We start from the raw sequence: 17,431 nt of genomic DNA, 5'->3' as shown, positions 1-17,431 counted from the left end.
AACTGGCGGTTCAGGATCACCGCCCTGGGCCGAACCGCTGCCGTCGGGCGCGCGCCGGGCCGCTGGCCTCGGGCGCGCCGGAGAGGCCGCCGGAGCCCTCACAGGCACGGCGTTCCCGTGGTTCTCCCGCGGGGCTCCAGTGGATCTCCCGGCGGGCTACCCGGCGTCGGTGGAGGCTTCGCTCAGGAACGGCTGAGGAGTTGCCATGCGCTTCCGAGTACTGGGTCCTGTCTGCCTCGAACCCCGCACACCGTCCGCGCCCAAACAGAGGGCGGTGCTCGCGACCCTGCTGGTGCGTGCCGGAGCCGTCGTGCCCGCCGGTGCCCTCTTCGACGAACTGTGGCCGGACGGGCCGCCCCGCACCGCCGCGACGACCTTGCAGGTGTACGTGTCCCATCTGCGCAAGGCCCTCACTCAAGGGGGCCACGGCCGGGGCCCGTTGGAGACCCGGCCGCCCGGATATCTGCTCCGGGTCGAGTCCGGCGAACTGGATCTGCGCCGGTTCGAGGAGCTGCTCTCGCGCGGCCGGGCCGCCTTCGGGGCCTGCGACTTCGCGGCTGCCTCAGGGGCGTTGACGGAAGCCCTCGCCCTGTGGCGCGGGCCCGCGCTGTCCGGCGTCCCGCAGGGTGAGGTGCTGACGGCGGCGGCCGTACGGCTCGACGAACTGCGCTTCGAAGCACTGGAGTTGCGGATCGAGGCGGACCTGCGGCTCGGCCGCCATCACGAGGTGACGGGCGAGCTGATGGAGCTGGCCCGCGCCCATCCGCTGCGCGAGCAGCTGCACTGCCAGTTGATGGAGGCGCTGCGCCGGGCGGGCCGGACCACGGACGCGCTGCGCGCCTACCGTGCCGTACATCGGTCGCTGCACGACGAGTTGGGCGTCACACCCGGGCCGGCGCTGATGCGGCTGCACGCACGTGTGCTGAGCGCGCACGCGTCCGAGCCGGTCACCGCCGCCGGTGCCGCCGCCCCTAGCGGCCGGCTCCGCGCAGGTTCCAGGCGAGCCAGCGGCGGACCGCTCCCGGATGTCCGGGCGAGCCGTGCACATCGTCGATCACCTTGACGCGTACGTCGGGCACGGCGGTTCGCATGAGGTCCGCGTCGCGGGGCGGGATGATCTCGTCCCGAGTGCTCGTCACACAGCGGACCGCCGCGCCGATCGCGCGCAGTTGATCCTCGGTGAGGGCGAACTCCTGGAGCTGTGAACGGAGTTCGGACTCGTCCCGGGCGCCGGTCAGCCGTCGCAGGGTGTCCCTGGTGATGCCCGGGACCCGCTCCCACCACGTCGCGTCGGTGAAGAAACCGGCGACCGGCGGGCCGACCGTCAGGACCCGGCGGACGCGCGGGTCCTCGGCGGCGGCCCGCAGAGCCATGTGCCCGCCGAAGCTGAGGAAGAGGAGGGTGGCGGCATCGGTGCGTGTCCTGGGGGACAGGTGATCCAGGAGCCAGGGGATCAGCCGCCAGGAGTCGGGCGTGTAGCGCTGGGTGTTCTCGCCCACGCCCGGGAGTTCGGCGACCACGGCCGCGTAACCGAGCTTGGTGAGCCGCGGCAGCAGCGGGGCCCACTGCTCCTTGACGCTGACAATGCCGCCCATCATGAGGAGAAGCGGACGGTGGGAGCGGCGGTGCGTGTCCAGGCCCGCCGCCCATGCGTGCAACGTGCCGTCCGGGTACGGGAGTTCGAGGCGCTCGATGCCGCCGTGCGTCCGCCGCCAGGTGTCGAAGGTGGAGACGGCCGTCTGCTGTGCGTGGCGTCGGGGATCGTCGTACGGGTAGGGGAAACGGGCCAAGGTGTAGTGGCGGCAGGCCGCCAACAGGCGCCCACGGTCCGCCAGTTCGTCGCCGCGCAGCAGCCAGACGCGGGTCCAGGAGTCGGCCGCGTCGGGGGCGTCGGTGCTGATACGGGCGAGGATGTGGGCCGTTTCGCGGGCGCCCATGCCCTGATTGCGGGCGTGGAGGCGGGCGAACTCCTTCAGTTCGCTCAGGTGGTCGAGCGGCGCCCGGCGAACACCCTGCTGTTCGCGCGGCCGGTCGAAGTGGTCGACAGGCGCGACGTGGTCGGTGGGGTGGCGGTCGGGCATGCGATGTCCTTCCGGCGAGAGGTTTCAGAGGTGTTCCAGCGCGAAGCCCGCTTTGATCCACTTGCTCGACTCGACGGCCACGGCCAGGGCCTTCTGACCGCTCGTCATTTCCAGTAGCAGGCGTTCCAGTTGGAGGAACGGCAGGGCGTTGCCGTTGTTGCCGGTGTCGGCGACGCAGGAGATCTCGCGGGCCTCGGGCACGCCCAGTTGTTCGGTGATCAGGCGGGTCATGCGTCCGGACAGCTGCGGGGGCAGCAGGAAGTCGAGGTCCCCGGCCGCCCAGCCCAGGCTGTCGAGCAGCTCCCAGAGGATCTCCACGGCCATCGTCGGTACGGACTCCTCGATGGCCTTGTAGTCCTCGATGAGCGCCTGACGCGGTTCGTCGCGGTCGGCGAGGCCGAACCAGTCGATGATCTGGCCCGGCTCACGCCCCAGACCCGTACAGCGGTTGAGGACCCGGCGCAGCGCCACGGCCCTGTCGCCCGGCCGCGAACTGAGGACGGCGGCCCCCGCGCCGTCGCCGAACAGCACGCAGTTCACCAGGTCCCCCGGAGCCGCCTCCGAGAGGTCGCGACGCAGGTCCAGATGCTTGGTGCAGACGTCGCCGCCGATCGCCAGACCGGTCGTGAACTCACCGCCGCCTATGAGGTGCCGGGCGACGGACAGCGCCTGGATCGCGCCCGCGCAGCCCGACTGCAGCTGGTAGGTGGGCAGTTGGTCGAGGCCGAGCTGGTCGGCAACCTGGTTGACCGTGGCCGGCATCAGATGGTCCGGCGTCGCGGTGCCCAGGACCAGGAACTCCACCTCCGCCGGGTCCGTTCCGGCGTTCTCCAGTGCGTTCGCCGCCGCGTCGGCGCACAGGTCCGCCAGGGTCCAGCGGATGTCGCCGCTCGTCAGATCGCGGGCGAAGTGCCGGGTGCGGGTGCCGATGAAGACGTCGATCCACTCCTCGCTCACCCCCAGGGCGGCGGCGAGCGCGGTGTTGTCGACGGGCTCACCGGGCAGCGCCGATCCGGCGGACATGACGTGGACGGAAGGGATGGAAGGGATGGAATGGGCGGAAGGGATGGAAGCGCCGGGACTTGGACTGGTCATGAGGACGTCTCCTGCCGCAGGTAGCCGATGAGCTCGCCGAGGGAGGTGAGCCGGGGGAGCAGGTCCTGGACCGGGAGCGCGCCCACCGCGGGCAGGCGCTCGGTCAGGCGCTCCTTGAGCTCGACCAGGGCGACGGAGTCGAGACCGAGGTCGTCGTGGAAGCGGGAGCCGTGCGTGAGGGCGGTGGGGTCGTAGCCGCCGAGGGCGGCGACGGTTTCGTACACCGCGGTGGCTACGGGGTCCTGGGGCGGAGTCCCGGGGCCCTGGGGTGGGGTCGCGGTCGCCGGCGCGGCTTCTGTGGACGCCGGGTCCGCCTCCGGTGCCTGCGGCTTCTCCCGTACGGCGACGGGGGCGCCCGGCGTCTCCGTACGTGTCGGCCCTCCCGTGTGCCAGAAGCGGCTGTCCGTGGCGAAGGCGTACGGGACCAGGCGTGCCGGGGTGCGGTCCCGGCCGGGATGGGCCGCCGCCGTCCAGTCGATGTCGATGCCTGCCCGGTAGAGCGCGGCCACGGTTTCGGCGAGGGCACGGCCGCCCGCGTCGGAGTCGGGGAGCGGGTGCAGGGCGACCGGACCGGCGGGCCGGTCGGCGGACCTGTCGTCGAGGCGGCGGGCGAGGGCGGTGAGGACCGGGCGGGGGCCGAGTTCCAGGAGATGCGTCGGCCGTTCGTCCAGGAGCTGGGCCGCGGCGTCGGCGAACAGTACCGGGGCCTCGATGTGTTCGGTCCAGTACGAGGCGTCCAGTTGCTCGGACTCCAGGCGTTTGCCTCGCAGTGTCGAGTAGAACGGCAACCGGGGTGTCCCGCTCGCGACTTGCTCGGCCACCCGGCGGAACGCTTCGAGTGCCGGGCGCATCAGCGGGGAGTGGAAGGCGTGCGAGACCTCAAGGCGGCGGAGTCGTACGCCGTCCAGCTCGCGTGACTCCGCGATGCGGTTCAGTGCGGCCAGGTCGCCCGAAATCACCGTCGAGCGGGGGCCGTTGAGCGCGGCGAAACCGACCAGTGGCTCGCGCTCGACCAGGTCGCGCAGTCGGTCCGCGGAGGCGTGCACCGCCAGCATGCCTCCACCGTCGGGGAGTTGCTCCATCAGGGCGCCCCGTACGGCGATCAGTCGCGCCGCGTCCTCCAGGGGCAGCGCACCGGCGTGCACGGCTGCCGCGAACTCGCCCACGCTGTGGCCGAGCAGCAGGGCGGGGTGTACACCGACTTCGGCGAGCGTGGCGCCGAGCGCGTGACCGACCGCGAACAGGGCGGGCTGGGCCCAACCGGTCCTGTGCGCCGCCGGGTCGCCGGTGAGGAGCAGGTCGCGGATGGAGCGGCCGGTGTGCGGGAGGAGCGCGGAGTCGACGGCGTCGAGGTGCCGTCGGAACAGGGCGGACTCGCGGTAGAGGCGGGCTCCCATGCCCGGGTACTGGGCGCCTTGGCCGGTGAACAGCCAGGCGATGAGGGGGAGTTCGGGGGAGGGGTTGGCGGTGCCGGTCGAGCCGGTCGAGCCGGTCGAGCCGAGCGGCTCCACAGCCTCGGCCGCCTCTCGTAGTCGTACCGCCAACTCGGTGCTGTCCCCGGCCACCACCGCACTCCGGTGGCTGTGCCCCGTCTTCACCCGCTGCGACGCCCGGCACAGCGGCCCGAGCGGGGTACGTCGCAGGCCGATGGTGTCGGCCTGCGTCAGCAGATTGCGGCGGAGTGCCTCTTCACCGGGTGCGGTGACGACGAACACCTCGGCGCCGAGGCCGGTGGAACCCTGCCCCACCCCCGGGCCCTGCCCCACCCCTGGCCCCTGCCCCACTCCCGGGCCTCGTCCCACTCCTGGGCCCCGTCCCGCCCCGGGCGCACTCCGCCCGGGCGCCGACTCCAGTACCGCGTGCGCGTTCGTACCACCCATTCCGAAGCTGCTCAGACCCGCCAGCACCGGCTCTCCGGAGGGCAACCGCAGGGGAGCCTTCAGGAGCCGCAACCCCTGCTCCGCGAGCCGCAGTTGAGGGTTCTCACGGGCCGCGTACCGGCTCACCGGGACCGTGCGGTGGTGGAGGGACAGGCACGTCTTGATGAGGCCCGCGATGCCGGCGGCGCCCTCCGTGTGGCCGAGGTTGCCCTTGACCGAGCCGAGGGAGAGCGGGCGCGGGCGGGGCCGGTCGGCGTGCAGGTGGCCCAGCGCCCTCGTCTCGATCATGTCGCCCAGGGCCGTACCGGTGCCGTGGGCCTCCAGGAAGGACACCTCGTGCGGGTCGGCGCCCGCCCGGCGGCAGGCTGTTGCCAGGACCTCCTGCTGGGACCAGCGGGAGGGTGCGGTGATGCCGTTGCTGCGGCCGTCCTGGTTCACGGCGGTCCCCCGGATCACCGCGTACACCGGATCGCCGTCGGCGAGCGCGTCCGCGAGGCGGCGCAGCACCACCGCGCCCACGCCCTCGCCACGCCCGATCCCGTCCGCCCCCGCGCTGAACGGCTTGCAGCGCCCGTCCGGCGCGGCGAGGCCCGCCTTCTCGTAGAAGAGGCCCAGCGCCGGAGTCAGGGCGAGGTTCACCCCGCCCGCGATCGCCCGGTCGCACTCCTCGGCCAGCAGCGCGTTCACCGCGAGATGCACCGCCACCAGCGAGGACGAGCACGCCGTGTCGACGGCCATGCAGGGGCCGCGCAGGTCCAGGTGGTAGGAGATCCGGTTCGCGATCATGCAGTAGCCGTTGCCCGAGCCGATCTGCGCCGTGATGCGCGGCAGGTCGGTGAGCGTGAGCTGTGCCCATTCGCTGCCCATGACCCCGACGAACACCCCGGTCGGCGATCCGGCGAGCCGCCCGGGCGCCACCCCCGAGTCCTCGACTGCCCGCCACGCGCACTGGAGCATCAGCCGCTGCTGCGGATCCATCGCGGCCGCGTCGCGGGGCGGAATCCTGAAGAACTCGTGGTCGAAGGCGTCCGCGTCCGCGAGGAAGCCGCCCTCCGTCGGGCCGCCCGTGAGCGACGGGTCCCAGCGAGGAGGTGGTACGGCGCCTGTTCCGTCGCCCGAGCGCATCAGCAACTCCCAGAAGGCACCGGGATCTTGGGCGCCCGGGAAACGGCAGTCGATGCCGGTGACGGCCACCGCGTTCACCCCTGGCCCTCCAACTCGGTCAGCAGGTGCCCGGCCAGCGCCCGTACGGTCGGGTAGTCCCACGCCGCCGTAGGGTCGATGGTCACCTCGTAGTGGTCCTCGACGTCGCCGCACAGGCTCAGTGCGGCCACGGAGTCGAGCCCGTACTCGGCGAGCGGGGTCGTCGCGTCGATCTCGGTGGGGGGCCGTCGGAGGTACTCGGCCACCCGGGTGGTGATCCAGGTGGTCAGCGCCTGCTCGGTGTGCGCCGTCGGTACGGGCATGACCGTTGGTCCTTTTCTTTTTGGCGGGGGGTTCGGTGATGTGCTTCGGCTGCGGGTGCGATGTGGCTGGTCGCGCAGTTCCCCGCGCCCCTAAAGGGCGCAGTTCCCCGCGCCTCTAGAGGGCGCTGTCGTACAGGTCGAAGGTGCGTGACTCCTCGTGGCGCGAGAGGAGTTCGTGGCGTAGGGGTCTCGCCCACCTGTCCGGAACCGGGCCCGTCCGCAGGCCCAGGCGGCACGCCGTGCGGTGCAGGGCGGCGCCGAGCCAGGGTGGTTCGGACAGGAAGCCGGACCGCGCGGACCGTGCCACGCCTGTGGCGGCTGCCGCGCCGAGCAGCTCCGCGTATCGCGCGGCCAGGGCGAATGCCTCCGCGGAGGCGAGTGGCGTGCGGTCGGCCGGAGGCAGGGTGCGAGCCCGGTCGCGTACGGCCGACAGGTCGGCGGCGAGATCGGTCAGGAGAGGGCGTACGGGAGCGGGGGCGCCCTCCGGTGTCAGGGCCGCGGTCAGTGGGTCGCCCGTCGCTGAGAGCGTGAGGCGGTCGAAGGGGATGCCCGGTGGCGGAGCTGTGGCGTCGGCCGGGGTGAACAGCGCTTCCAGGGGCTCCAGTTGAGGCGCAGTCGCCAGCCTCCGTAGTTGGGGGATCAAGGTGGCCAGGCATGCCGTGGGGCCGGCGTGTCCGAGGCTCAGTACCGGCAGGTCCCGTAGGTGTTTGCCGAACACCGCGTGCTCGCCCTCGCGCAGGTAGAAGCGGGCTCCCAGCACCACCGAGAGGTCCCGTACCGTGCGGCTCAGCAGGCGGGGCACGAGGTACTTGACGGCGGCGGCGGTCACGCTGGCCTGCTCGGGGCGCAGCTGGACCGTACGGGCGGCGGCGAGCGACAGGCTGTCGCACAGCAGCAGGTCCGCGAACGCCGCAGTCAACGCCCCTGCTGTGTGCGGGAGTTCGAACACCCGGCGGCGGTACAGGCGTCGGTCCAGGGCGAAGCCAAGTACCGAACGCAGGCAGGTGTCCACCGTGCCGACCGCCATTCCCGGCAGCGCGCTGCGTGTCACCTGGAAGGAGCGCAGTGCCACCTCGCCGCCCCTGCCCTCGGCGCCGACGAGCGCCGATGCCGGCAACGGGCAGCCGTGGAAGGCGAGTCCGGTGAGCCGGCAGCCATGGACGCCCGCGGTGCGGTAGCGGGCCAGCCGTTGGACACGGTCGGCGGGCATGTCGTCCGGGACGGCGAGCAGCACCGAGTGGCTGCGGCTGCCCGGGCCTTCGCCGGTACGCGCGAACAGCACCCACGCACCGGCCCGGTCGGCGTTGTTGATGACCTGCTTCACGCCCTCCAGCAGATAGCCGCCGGTCGCCGGCCGGGCCGCGAACTCGTTGCGCAGGAAGTCGTTGCCGTGGGCCAGTTCGTGGTACGCGACCGAGGCCCGGCCGCCGTCCAACAGGAGGTCGGCCAGGTGCCGTTGCTGCTCAGGCGAGCCCGCCGTCCAGACGTTGACGGCGGCCATGAACGACGTGATGCCGTGCCCCAGACCGAGCCCGACGTCCCGCCGGAACACCTCGCGCATCACCCGGACCAGTCCGTCCAGGTGGGTGAGTCGTCCGCCGAGCTCCGCCGGTACGTACTCCGCGGCCAGCCCGAACCGGTCGAGCAGAGCCTCCCCGTCAGCGCTGAGCACGCCCCGCTCGTCCGCGGCGAGGAGCGCAGCGGAACCGAGCGGGTTCGCCGGGTCCCGGAAGTCCCCGAGGGAACGCGAGAGTTCGGCCGCCCGGTCGGCCGCGGTGCGGGTCGTGTAGGGCATCTACGTTGCCTCCCGCCGAAGTTGGAGCCGCAGCAGCGAGACCAGCCGCCCGTGCCCGTGCAGTGCGAACGCCTCCTCCAGCAACTCCTCCTGCGCGTCGGACGACGCCTGTTCGCCCAGCCGCGCCAGCAGTCGCTCCAGCGAGGCACGCAGCCACAGCGCGTCCCGCCAGACGCCCTCCCCGCCCGGCACCCCGGAACCCGACTCCACCCACAGCCCCAGGCACGCCGCCGCGGCGAAGCACAGGCAGTACCGGCGAGCCACGGCGAAGGCCTCCTCGGGGACGTCGGTCACCGCATCCGCGTAGGCGGCCATCTCCTCGTGCACGCGATCGGTCACGGCCAGCAGGCGCTCGGCCGGCTCGGCCGCGTCCTTCAATGCGGGCTCCTCGCCGGCTCGTTCACGCAGGGCGGCCGTCCACGCCGGGAGCGCGGCCAACGGAGACGCGCCGCGCCGGGCGGCCAACTCCAGTTCCGACGGGTCGAAGTCGGGGAGCGGGGCCGCGAGATCGCAGGCCGTGCGCACCCCCTCCGAGGGCGGCGTCCGGCGCCGCCAGTGACGTACGAGCGAACGGAACTGCAGGATCAGCGAGTTGAGGTTGACGAGGGTGTTTCCGTCGAAGAGGCCCACGATGCGGTGGTCCCGTTCGACCTTCTGGAACATGCCGTACGGGCTCGTGCCGGGGCCCGACACCAGGAAGGCGCGAGCGCCCAGCAGTTCTCCGAGGGCGGTCAGCACGTCCTCCGTGCCGGTCGGCAGCAGGTACTTGGTCACGGCCGAGACGACGGAGAGCTCGCCGGTCGTGGTGTGCACCATGCGGGAGGCGACCAGGGCCAGTGCCTCATGGGTCAGGACGTCCGTCACGGCACCCGCCAACAGGGCGCGTGCCTGCGGGAGTTCGGCCAGTCGGCGGCCGTACAGGCGTCGTTCGCGGGCGAAGTCCAGGGCGATGCGCAGTCCGTGATCGGCGGCGCCGAGGGACAGTGACGCGCACATCGTGCGGGTCAACTGAAGGGACTTGAGGACGGTCTCGATGCCGCCGCCCTCCGGGCCTGTCAGCGCCTCCCGGTCCACGTACGCCCCGTCGAGGACGACCCCGGAGATGTCCGCGCCCCGGATGCCGTGCGTCGGCATCTTCGGCAGTGGACGCCAACTCCCCGGCTTCAGCGTCCTCTTGTCGACGAGCAACACGCTGAAGCCGCGCGGGCCGCCCCCAGTGGCGGTACGGGCGAGGACGCAGAGGACCGAGCCGCGGGTCGCGTTGTTGATGAGCCATTTCTCGCCACGCAGCACGAATCCCTCGCCCTCCGCGACGGCTTCGACCTCCCCCGCCAACAGGTCGCTCCCGTGGGCCCGTTCGGTGAGTGCCAGCGATACCGGGACCCCCGCCCGGATGTCGCTCCCGAGCCGCGCCGCCTGTTCCTCGCCACCCGCGACCCACACGCACACCCCGCCCAGATACGTCTTCCCGTGCGCGACCGCGACCGTCAGATCGCGCCGCGCCACCGTTCGGACGAGATGCAGCGCGTGCTCGTAGTCGCGGAGCCGTCCGCCGTGGCGTACCGGCACGTAGTAGTCGGGCAGGCCCCAGTCGTCCAGGAGCCGGCAGATCCCCGCCGGGAACTCCTCGCGGGCGTCCAGGTCCAGGCAGGAGGCGTACGAGAACGGGGTGCGGGCGTCCGCCGGGTCCCCGAGCGTGTGCTCCAGCTCCTCGGCGAGGCGGTACGGGGAGTGTTCGCCGTTCACGAGGACACCGCCGAGTCCGGCGCGCCATCGGAGGGGGCCGCCGTGTCCGACGCATCGAGGGCCGCCGTGTCCGGCGCGTCGCCCACGAGGTCCCGTACGGCCGGTTCCAGGACCTCGTACAGCGGGGTCAGCGAGCCGTCGAGGAACAGGTCGCGCATGGTGGTGCGGCGGACCTTGCCGCTGGTGGTGCGGCGTACGGTGCCGGGTTTGACCAGGACCACGTTCCCCGCGGGCACGGCGAACTGCCGCCCGATCGCGTGCTGCGCGGCCGTCGCCACCGCCCGCAGATCCCCGTCACGGACCGCGGCGAGCCGTACCTCCTGGATGAGGACCAGATGCTCGCGCTCGGAGCCGGCGGACGCGACGACATCGGTGGCCCCGGTGGAGGCGGCTTCACCGGCGGCCGTGGCACCCCTGGCGGCTCCGGCGGCGCGACCCGACCGCACCGCGAAGGCCGCTCCCGCTCCCCGTGTGAGCGGCGGGGCTGCCGACTGGGCGGCCCGCTCGATGTCGTGCGGATAGAGGTTCCGCCCCGCGAGAACGATGACCTCCTTGAGGCGCCCGGTGACGAAGAGTTCGCCCTCGTCCAGGACGCCCAGGTCGCCCGTACGCAGCCAGCCGTCGGCGCCGAAGCAGTCGGCCGTGGCCGCCTCGTTGCCGAAGTAGCCCGCTGTGACGCTCGGCCCGCGCACCCAGATCTCCCCGACCAGGCCGTCCGCGAGAGGCGCACCCGTGCCGGGGGCGACGATCCGCACCTCACAGTCGCGGGCGCTCCCGCTGCCCGCGAGTGTGCGCCCCTCGCCGACGGCCAGGACGCCCTGTTCCAGGGCGGCCGCGTCGACCGTGCGGATCGTCGGTTCGGTGGCCGGGTCCGCACCCGTGACCAGGAGCGTGGTCTCGGCGAGGCCGTAGCAGGGTGCGAAGACCTCGCGGCGCAGTCCGGCGGGGGAGAAGCGCTCCACGAAGGCGCGCAGGGTGTCGGCGCGCACCGGCTCGGCGCCGTTGGGCGCGCACCGCCAGCTCGACAGGTCGAGCCGCGCCAACTGCTCGTCCGTGACCCGCCGCAGACACAGGTCGTACGCGAAGTCCGGTGCGCCGGAGCCCTCGACGCGGTAGTCGCCGATCATCTCCAGCCACCGACGCGGCCGTTTGAGGAACGACAGCGGTGACATCTGCACCGACAGGCCGCCCACATAGAGGGAGTGGAGGAGATGTCCGATGAGGCCCAGGTCGTGGTAGTGCGGCAGCCAGCCGCCGACCACCATGCCCTCGTGGGTGCCCGCCCAGCGGCCGATCGCCGCCTCGTTGGCGAGCAGGTTGGCGTGGGTGACCATGACGCCCTTGGGCTCACTGGTGGAGCCCGACGTGTACTGGAGGAACGCCAGGTCGTCGGGGGAGGTGTCCGGCGCCCGCCACGACAAGGGGTCACCGACGTCCTCCCGGTCGGTGGCGAGGCAGCGCACCTGCGGCAGGGCCACCGACGCCAGCCAGGCCTCCAGCAACGGCACGTACATGCCTGTGGAGAGCACCGCGGACGCGCCCGAGTCCCTCAAGATGCCTGCCACCCGGGCGAGTTGCTGCCCCTGGTCGGTCGGCAGCGGCGCGGGCACCGCCACCGACCCCGCGTACAGACAGCCCACGAAGGCGGCGACGAACGCCGTACCCGGCGGGTGGAGCAGCAGCACCGGCCGCCCGACGGCCCCGTGCTCGCGCAGCCACGAGGCGATGCCGCGGGCCCGCCGGTCGAGACCGGCGTACGTCAGGTGCTCGGGGACCGACCCCTGCCCGTCGTCCGGGAGGAAGACGAACGCGTCGCGTCCGGCGAGGGCGTCCGTGCGCTCCCGCACGACGTCGGTGAACGTCCGGGGCGTGCCCCGCACGGGAGTCCGCGGGGTGATGGATGCGGTGGTCATGCCAGGGAGCGTGGGAGAACGGCCTTAACGCGGCCTTGTGGCGGGGGCGTTCGCGCAAGGGGGCTACAAGAACCGTTGCGGAGGGTGGAGTTCAGCGACACGGCTTCACCGAGACGGCTCCGGTGCCGACCCGCACGGACTCCCAGGAGGCAGCTGATGCACGTACCGACGCAGGTGTGCGTGGTGGGCGGTGGGCCCGCCGGGCTGACGCTCGCCGTGGAACTCGCCCGGCGCTCCGTGCCCGTGGTCGTAGTGGAGGCGAGCCGGCACTTCAACCGGTCCTTCCGCGGCGAGTCAGTCTCGCCCGACTCCGTGTGGCTGCTCGACCGCCTCGGCCTGCTCGACCGGCTCGACGGCGAGTACGTCCAGATGCACCACATGCGGATCCAGGACTCAGGACACACCGTGTTCGCCGCCGACTTCGAGCGCTTCCGCTATCCGCATCCCTTCCCCGTCGAACTCCCGCAGCCCGCCCTGCTGTCCGCGCTCGCCGAGACCGGCGCGGCCCACCCCGGCTTCACCCTCCTCCAGGGCGCGACCGCCACCGGACTGCTGCGCGACGACGACGGCACGGTCACGGGAGTACGGGTGCGCACCGCCGAGGGAGACCGGGAGATCCGGGCGACACTGACCGTCGCGGCGGACGGACGGTTCAGCAAGGTGCGCGAGATGTCCGGCCTCGCGTACCGGACGATGCCGCTGGAGCGGGACGTCATCTGGCTCAAGTTGCCGTTCCCGTACGGAGACTGGGACGACCGTACGTATCGCGTCCGCATCCGGGGAGACCAGCACGGGCTGTTCATCCCGACCCGGCCCGACAGCGTCCGGGTCGGCTTCAACATTCCCAAGGGCGGCCTCAAGGAGATGCGGGGGCAGGGGCTGCCACGCCTGTACGAACGGCTCGACGCGCTCGCACCCGAACTGTCCGGCGCGGTGCGCGAGCAGGTGCGGTCCTGGTCGGACACGTCCATGCTCGACATCTTCACGACGGTCGTGCCGCGCTGGTCCGCGCCCGGCATCGTCCTCGTCGGAGACGCCGCCCACACGCTGACCCCGATCCTCGGGCAGGGCGTCAACCACGCCATCATCGACGCGGTCATGCTGGCGCCGCTGGTGGCGAACGCCCTGGACAGCGGGCCGGAGGCCCTGAACACCGCGACCGACGCGTTCCAGCGCGCCCGCGAGGCGTCCGTTGCCCGCTCCCGGGCCCTCCAGCTCCGCCAGGAACGCCTCTTCACGCTGCACGGCCGAGTCGGCGGAGCCTGGCGGCGATCCCTCTACCGGGCCGTGAACCGCAGCGAGTTGCTCACCCGCCGGGTGCTGGCCGGGGCGTACTTCCAGCTCCAGGAACCGGGGGAGCGGGTCGCGAAGGTGCAGGATGCGGCGCGCTGAGGGGCCGTCGGCCGGAGTCGGGGTCGGATTCGGTGGCGGGGGCCGGGTGCTGTACGCGGCCTGCGCGTTGAGCCAGTTCCTCGTCGCCGCCGGGGCCTCCGTGGTGGCCGCCATGGGCCCCGCACTGCGCGAGGCGAACGGGCTGCGCGCGAGCTGGCTGCCGTGGGCGGTACTCGTGTACGTCCTCGCGCTGGGCCTCCTGCTCCTGCCGCTGCGCCTGCTGATCCGGCGCACCCGGCCGCTTCCGGTGCTCATCCTCGGGCTGTGGCTCTTCGTCCAGTCGTCGGTGGCGTTGACACTGGTGTCCGGCGCGGGGGCCTTCCTCGCCTTCCGGGCGGTCCAGGGGGCGGGCGCTGCGGCGCTCACGGCCACCGCGCTCGCCCTCGCCCCCGCTCTCGTCGGGCGCCGCCCGGATCGGCTCCTCCTCGTGTGGAGCGCCGTGGTCGTCGCCGGTCTCGGTACGGGCCTCGCCGTGGGTACGGTCGTCGGCGCCGACTGGAGGTGGGCGCTGTGGGCGAACGTGCCGCTGACGGCGACCGCCGGTATTCCGCTGGTACGGCTGTTGCGGTCGACCTGGCTTCGGGACAAGGCAGTTGGTGCGGGTGCGGGTGCGGGTGCGGGTGCGGGTGTGGGTTCCGGTTCCGGTTCCGGCGATGGTGGCGGTGGCGGTGACGGTGACGGTGTGGGCGTCGTCGGCCAGGGAGACGGTGCTCAGGACGCCGCCGCGTGAACCGTTCGCCGGCCGCCGTAGCGGCGCACCAGGGGTGCCACCTCGTCCAGCAGCCGCCCCTCGTGCGTCCGCAGGAAGAAGTGGCCGCCCGGCAGGACCCGCACCTCGCAGCCGCGCGCCGCGTACCGGCGCCAGGCGGTCACCTCGGGCACCCGTACGAGGGAGTCGTCCGCCCCGGCGAACAGGTGGAGCGGTACGTGGACGGGCCCGCCGGCCTGGCCCGCGGTCGCGCACAGCGCCAGGTCGTCCCGCACCACGGGCAGCAGCGCCCGCAGCCACTCCGGGTGCCCGAGGAGGGCCTCGGGCAGCCCGCCGAGTGCGACCAGCGCACGGGCCAGGTCGGATTCGGTGTCGGATTCGGCACCAGAGCCGGAGCCGGAGTCGGATTCCGCACCAGAGCCGCCGTCGGAGCTGGCACCAGAGCTTGCGTCGGAGTCCATGCGCGGCGGCGGCAGATGCGGGGCACGGTACGCGGCGAGGAGGGCCGCGCGCGGAAGGGGTGCCCCCCGCTCCTGACGCCGCCGGATCAAGGCGTACGCGATGAGGGCGCCCATGCTGTGCCCGTACACGAGATGGGGTGAGGCCAGCACCTCGTCGAGTTCCTCGTCCAACTCCTCCACAAGCGGGGTGAGTTCGGTGAAGCGGGGCTCGCCGGACCGTCCCTCGCGGCCCGGCAGCCGTACCGGCAGGACGTCCACGGAGGCGCCCCGCGCGTCGAGCTCGCGCTGCCAGTGGGCGTACGTCGAGGCCCCGCCGCCCGCGAACGGGAAGCACAACAGCCGTACCGGTGTGTGAGGTTGCGGTGCCCGTGCCAGGTACTCCGTCGTCGTCATGGCATCACCACATGGGCCCCCGTCGCGGCGCCGCGCCACCCCGATGCCCGGTCGGGGTGCCCCTGCGCGGCGCCGCTCCACCCCCCATCAGAGTGGTCGCGGATGGCGTCCAGGGACGTGTCGCCCCGCAGGATCGCCTCGTGCAACTGCCGTACGCGTACGGATGGTTCGAGCCCCAGCTCGTCCGACAGGACGCGGCGCAGGCCCCGGAACAGTTCCAGCGACTGCCAGGAGCGGCCGCTGCGGTGCAGGGCGAGCATCAACTGCGCGTGGAGGCTCTCGTGCAGGGGGTAGCGGGAGGCCAGGGCGGTGAGTTCACCGAGGAGCGCGCGGTGGCGGCCCAGCCGGAGCTCCGCGCCGAAGCGCTCCTCCAGGGCGGTCAGACGAAGCTCCTCCAGCCGCAGAACCTCCGCACGCAGTACGGGTCCCGGCGAGACATCGGCCAGTGCGGGCCCCCGCCACAGCCGCAGCGCGCCCACCAGGAGCTCCGAACCCTCGGCGTCGGCGCCCGCCTCCAGCGCGGCACGTCCGGCCGAGGCGAGCCGTTCGAAACGGGAGACGTCCATGGCGTCCGGCGGGGCGTCCAGGCGGTAGCCGACGGGCACCCGACGCAGCACGTCCTTCGGACCGAGCACGTGATCGGGACCGAGCGCCGAGCCGATCATCCGGCGCAGCTGCTTCACGTACGTGTGCAGCGTGGCCTCGGCCGAGCGTGGCGGGCGGTCTCCCCACAACTCGTCGACCAGGGCCGAAACCCCCACCGGATTACCGCGGTTGAGGGCCAGCAGGGCCAGGACCTGCCGTGGCTTCGGTGCGGTCGGCACCACTGACGCCGGCCCCACCCGTGCGTCCAGCGGTCCGAGCACGGCGATCTCGATCACTCGTCCCCCCGGAGAGTGCGGCGTTCAACTGCCTCCCAGACCTTGGCAGTCGGCGCGCAGCGGTCGCCAGTGACGTGCCCACGAAAACAGCATGAATCCCTCATACGCGGCACTTCCGGCACGCCCCGGCGAATGCGCCCCCTTCGAGGCCCACTGTCCGTGACCAGGCCCTTGCCCTTAGCATCCCCGCATCAGCACAGAGGGCGCTCTGGGGGACTCTGAGGGGGAGTCGATGTCCGGTGCGGCTGAGCAGCTGACCAGCACATGGGTGGGGGAGTTCGACGGCAGGACCGCCGGTGTGCCGGTCACTCGGCATGCGTTCAGGACCGCGTTCGCGATCACGGCGGGATTCGTTCCGCTGGGCGCGGCCGCGATCGCCACGACACACCCCGGGCGGGGCACGGCGGCGGCAGCCGTGGGAGCCCTGCTGGGGACGTACGTCCTGCATCTGGTGACGGGCCGGGTGCGGGAGCGTTGGCGTGCCCTGACGATCGCGGCACAGGGCTTACTGGGCTTCCTGCCCGCTCTGACACCCGTGGCCGTCTGGCCCGGCACAGCCGGGTACTTCGCTGGCGCGCTCCTGGTCAACTTCCCCGGTCCCGGCGGCCGTTCGCTCGCCGTGCTCGCGGTCGCCGCGACCTGCGCCGCGGCGCGCGCGGAGGGCGCGGACTGGGCGGACGGGCTGTACGTGGGAGCCGTCACCGGGGGCACGGCACTCGTCCTCCTCGGCGCGGCCCGGTTCGTGGAACTCGTGACCACCGCCCATCACGAGCGCGAGACACTCGCCTGGCGGGCCGTCGAGCAGGAGCGCCGGCGGTACGCGCGCGATCTGCACGACCTGCTCGGCTACAGCCTCTCCGCCATCACCCTCAAGGGTGATCTCGCCCGACGGCTGGTGCTGTCGCAACCCGAGCGCACCCGTGAGGAGCTCGACGGGATGGTCGGCGTCGCCCGCGAGGCGCTCGCCGACGTACGCGCCGTGGCGCGCGGCTACCGGGAGCTGTCCCTGGCCGTCGAGGCCGAGTCCGCGCGCTCGTTGCTCGCCGCGGCGGGGATCAGGGCGGGCCTCGATGTGCGCTGCGGGTGCGACGGCCCGGTCGGGACCGTCCTCGCGACCGTTCTGCGGGAAGGGGTCACCAATCTCGTCCGGCACAGCAAGGCGACGGAGTGCCGGATCGAGATCCGGGATGTCGAGGGGGCGTTCGTGCGGCTCACTCTGTCCAACGACGGGGTGCGGGCCGATGCGGGGGCGCTTCGCGGGTGCGGTGACGGGCCTCGGGGAGGGCTCGACAACCTGGCGGAGCGGATGGAGGCCGTCGGGGGGAGGTTGACCGCCGGTACGGATGAGAGGGGCTGGTATCGGGTGGTCGCCGAGGCGCCTTGCGGTGGTGTGTGACCTGAGGGCCGGTGGGGGCTGGTCGCGCAGTTCCCCGCGCCCCTGAAAGAACGGGGCTGCGCCCCTGTTCTTCGCCCCCCACGGGTGCGGGACGCCCTTACCGGCGAGGGCTGCGGCCGCTGCTTTTCAGGGGCGCGGGGAACTGCGCGCTCAGCCCAAACGAACCGGCACCCGGTCCCCAACCTCAGCCCTCACTCACCCAGGGGCGCGGGGAACTGCGCGA

The 17,431-nt window shown here is 72.8% G+C and carries 13 protein-coding genes; 4 read left to right on the top strand and 9 right to left on the bottom strand.

All coding sequences use genetic code 11. The annotated features are described in order from the left end of the window. Positions 1 to 205: 205 nt before the first annotated feature. On the top strand, positions 206 to 1,063 hold the full coding sequence (locus tag ACZ5VQ_RS23125; RefSeq protein WP_469106515.1) for an AfsR/SARP family transcriptional regulator: 858 nt from the start codon (positions 206 to 208) through the stop codon (positions 1,061 to 1,063). Here ACZ5VQ_RS23125 and ACZ5VQ_RS23120 read toward each other — a convergent pair. From ACZ5VQ_RS23120 to ACZ5VQ_RS23090, 7 genes are all read right to left on the bottom strand, one after another. Beyond that, a complete protein-coding gene (locus tag ACZ5VQ_RS23120; protein WP_469106514.1) occupies positions 972 to 2,081 on the bottom strand; it encodes an alpha/beta fold hydrolase in 1,110 nt (369 codons plus the stop codon). The genes ACZ5VQ_RS23125 and ACZ5VQ_RS23120 overlap by 92 nt on opposite strands. A gap of 24 nt (positions 2,082 to 2,105) precedes the next feature. Next, positions 2,106 to 3,104: a 3-oxoacyl-ACP synthase III family protein gene (locus ACZ5VQ_RS23115; protein ID WP_469106513.1), complete on the bottom strand. Its 999-nt coding sequence runs from the start codon at positions 3,102 to 3,104 to the stop codon at positions 2,106 to 2,108. A gap of 68 nt (positions 3,105 to 3,172) precedes the next feature. Beyond that, positions 3,173 to 6,259 (bottom strand): type I polyketide synthase, encoded by a 3,087-nt coding sequence (locus ACZ5VQ_RS23110; protein WP_469106512.1) that lies wholly within the window; start codon positions 6,257 to 6,259, stop codon positions 3,173 to 3,175. Further along, the gene (locus ACZ5VQ_RS23105) at positions 6,256 to 6,522 is read right to left on the bottom strand and encodes an acyl carrier protein (RefSeq protein ID WP_362077789.1); all 267 of its coding nucleotides are present in this window, start codon (positions 6,520 to 6,522) and stop codon (positions 6,256 to 6,258) included. The genes ACZ5VQ_RS23110 and ACZ5VQ_RS23105 overlap by 4 nt, the downstream gene beginning before the upstream one ends. A 115-nt stretch (positions 6,523 to 6,637) precedes the next feature. Further along, a complete protein-coding gene (locus tag ACZ5VQ_RS23100) occupies positions 6,638 to 8,317 on the bottom strand; it encodes an acyl-CoA dehydrogenase family protein (RefSeq protein ID WP_469106511.1) in 1,680 nt (559 codons plus the stop codon). Next, the gene (locus ACZ5VQ_RS23095) at positions 8,318 to 10,063 is read right to left on the bottom strand and encodes an acyl-CoA dehydrogenase family protein (RefSeq protein ID WP_469106510.1); all 1,746 of its coding nucleotides are present in this window, start codon (positions 10,061 to 10,063) and stop codon (positions 8,318 to 8,320) included. After that, positions 10,060 to 11,976 carry a fatty acyl-AMP ligase gene (locus ACZ5VQ_RS23090; RefSeq protein WP_469106509.1) on the bottom strand — a complete coding sequence of 639 codons (1,917 nt, stop codon included), beginning with the start codon at positions 11,974 to 11,976 and terminating at the stop codon, positions 10,060 to 10,062. The genes ACZ5VQ_RS23095 and ACZ5VQ_RS23090 overlap by 4 nt, the downstream gene beginning before the upstream one ends. 156 nt (positions 11,977 to 12,132) lie before the next feature. On the opposite strand from ACZ5VQ_RS23090, the gene ACZ5VQ_RS23085 reads away from it, so the two are divergent. Next, entirely contained in the window at positions 12,133 to 13,368 is a 1,236-nt protein-coding gene (locus ACZ5VQ_RS23085) for an FAD-dependent oxidoreductase (RefSeq protein WP_469106508.1), read from the top strand. Next, positions 13,355 to 14,098, top strand: a complete 744-nt coding sequence (locus tag ACZ5VQ_RS23080) for an MFS transporter (RefSeq protein ID WP_469106507.1) — start codon at positions 13,355 to 13,357, stop codon at positions 14,096 to 14,098. Before ACZ5VQ_RS23085 ends, ACZ5VQ_RS23080 begins: the two co-directional genes overlap by 14 nt. Here ACZ5VQ_RS23080 and ACZ5VQ_RS23075 read toward each other — a convergent pair. Beyond that, positions 14,080 to 14,931, bottom strand: coding sequence for a thioesterase II family protein (locus ACZ5VQ_RS23075; RefSeq protein WP_469106506.1), 852 nt, complete (start codon positions 14,929 to 14,931; stop codon positions 14,080 to 14,082). The genes ACZ5VQ_RS23080 and ACZ5VQ_RS23075 overlap by 19 nt on opposite strands. Continuing rightward, positions 14,928 to 15,809 (bottom strand): AfsR/SARP family transcriptional regulator, encoded by an 882-nt coding sequence (locus ACZ5VQ_RS23070; protein ID WP_469106680.1) that lies wholly within the window; start codon positions 15,807 to 15,809, stop codon positions 14,928 to 14,930. The genes ACZ5VQ_RS23075 and ACZ5VQ_RS23070 overlap by 4 nt, the downstream gene beginning before the upstream one ends. Positions 15,810 to 16,044: 235 nt before the next feature. Between ACZ5VQ_RS23070 and ACZ5VQ_RS23065 the strand changes: the two genes are divergently transcribed. Beyond that, the gene (locus ACZ5VQ_RS23065) at positions 16,045 to 17,208 is read left to right on the top strand and encodes a sensor histidine kinase (protein WP_469106505.1); all 1,164 of its coding nucleotides are present in this window, start codon (positions 16,045 to 16,047) and stop codon (positions 17,206 to 17,208) included. The last annotated feature ends 223 nt before the right edge of the window (positions 17,209 to 17,431 follow it).

The organism is Streptomyces sp. NPDC033178 (assembly GCF_055577685.1).
This window is presented reverse-complemented; position numbering and strand designations above follow the sequence as displayed.

Bases quoted from the DNA above. Each gene is read 5' to 3' on its own strand.
- ACZ5VQ_RS23125 (WP_469106515.1), top strand. From the start codon at position 206: ATGCGCTTCCGAGTACTGGGTCCTGTCTGCCTCGAACCCCGCACACCG.
- ACZ5VQ_RS23120 (WP_469106514.1), bottom strand. From the start codon at position 2,081: ATGCCCGACCGCCACCCCACCGACCACGTCGCGCCTGTCGACCACTTC.
- ACZ5VQ_RS23115 (WP_469106513.1), bottom strand. From the start codon at position 3,104: ATGTCCGCCGGATCGGCGCTGCCCGGTGAGCCCGTCGACAACACCGCG.
- ACZ5VQ_RS23105 (WP_362077789.1), bottom strand. From the start codon at position 6,522: ATGCCCGTACCGACGGCGCACACCGAGCAGGCGCTGACCACCTGGATC.
- ACZ5VQ_RS23100 (WP_469106511.1), bottom strand. From the start codon at position 8,317: ATGCCCTACACGACCCGCACCGCGGCCGACCGGGCGGCCGAACTCTCG.
- ACZ5VQ_RS23090 (WP_469106509.1), bottom strand. From the start codon at position 11,976: ATGACCACCGCATCCATCACCCCGCGGACTCCCGTGCGGGGCACGCCC.
- ACZ5VQ_RS23085 (WP_469106508.1), top strand. From the start codon at position 12,133: ATGCACGTACCGACGCAGGTGTGCGTGGTGGGCGGTGGGCCCGCCGGG.
- ACZ5VQ_RS23080 (WP_469106507.1), top strand. From the start codon at position 13,355: ATGCGGCGCGCTGAGGGGCCGTCGGCCGGAGTCGGGGTCGGATTCGGT.
- ACZ5VQ_RS23075 (WP_469106506.1), bottom strand. From the start codon at position 14,931: ATGACGACGACGGAGTACCTGGCACGGGCACCGCAACCTCACACACCG.
- ACZ5VQ_RS23065 (WP_469106505.1), top strand. From the start codon at position 16,045: ATGTCCGGTGCGGCTGAGCAGCTGACCAGCACATGGGTGGGGGAGTTC.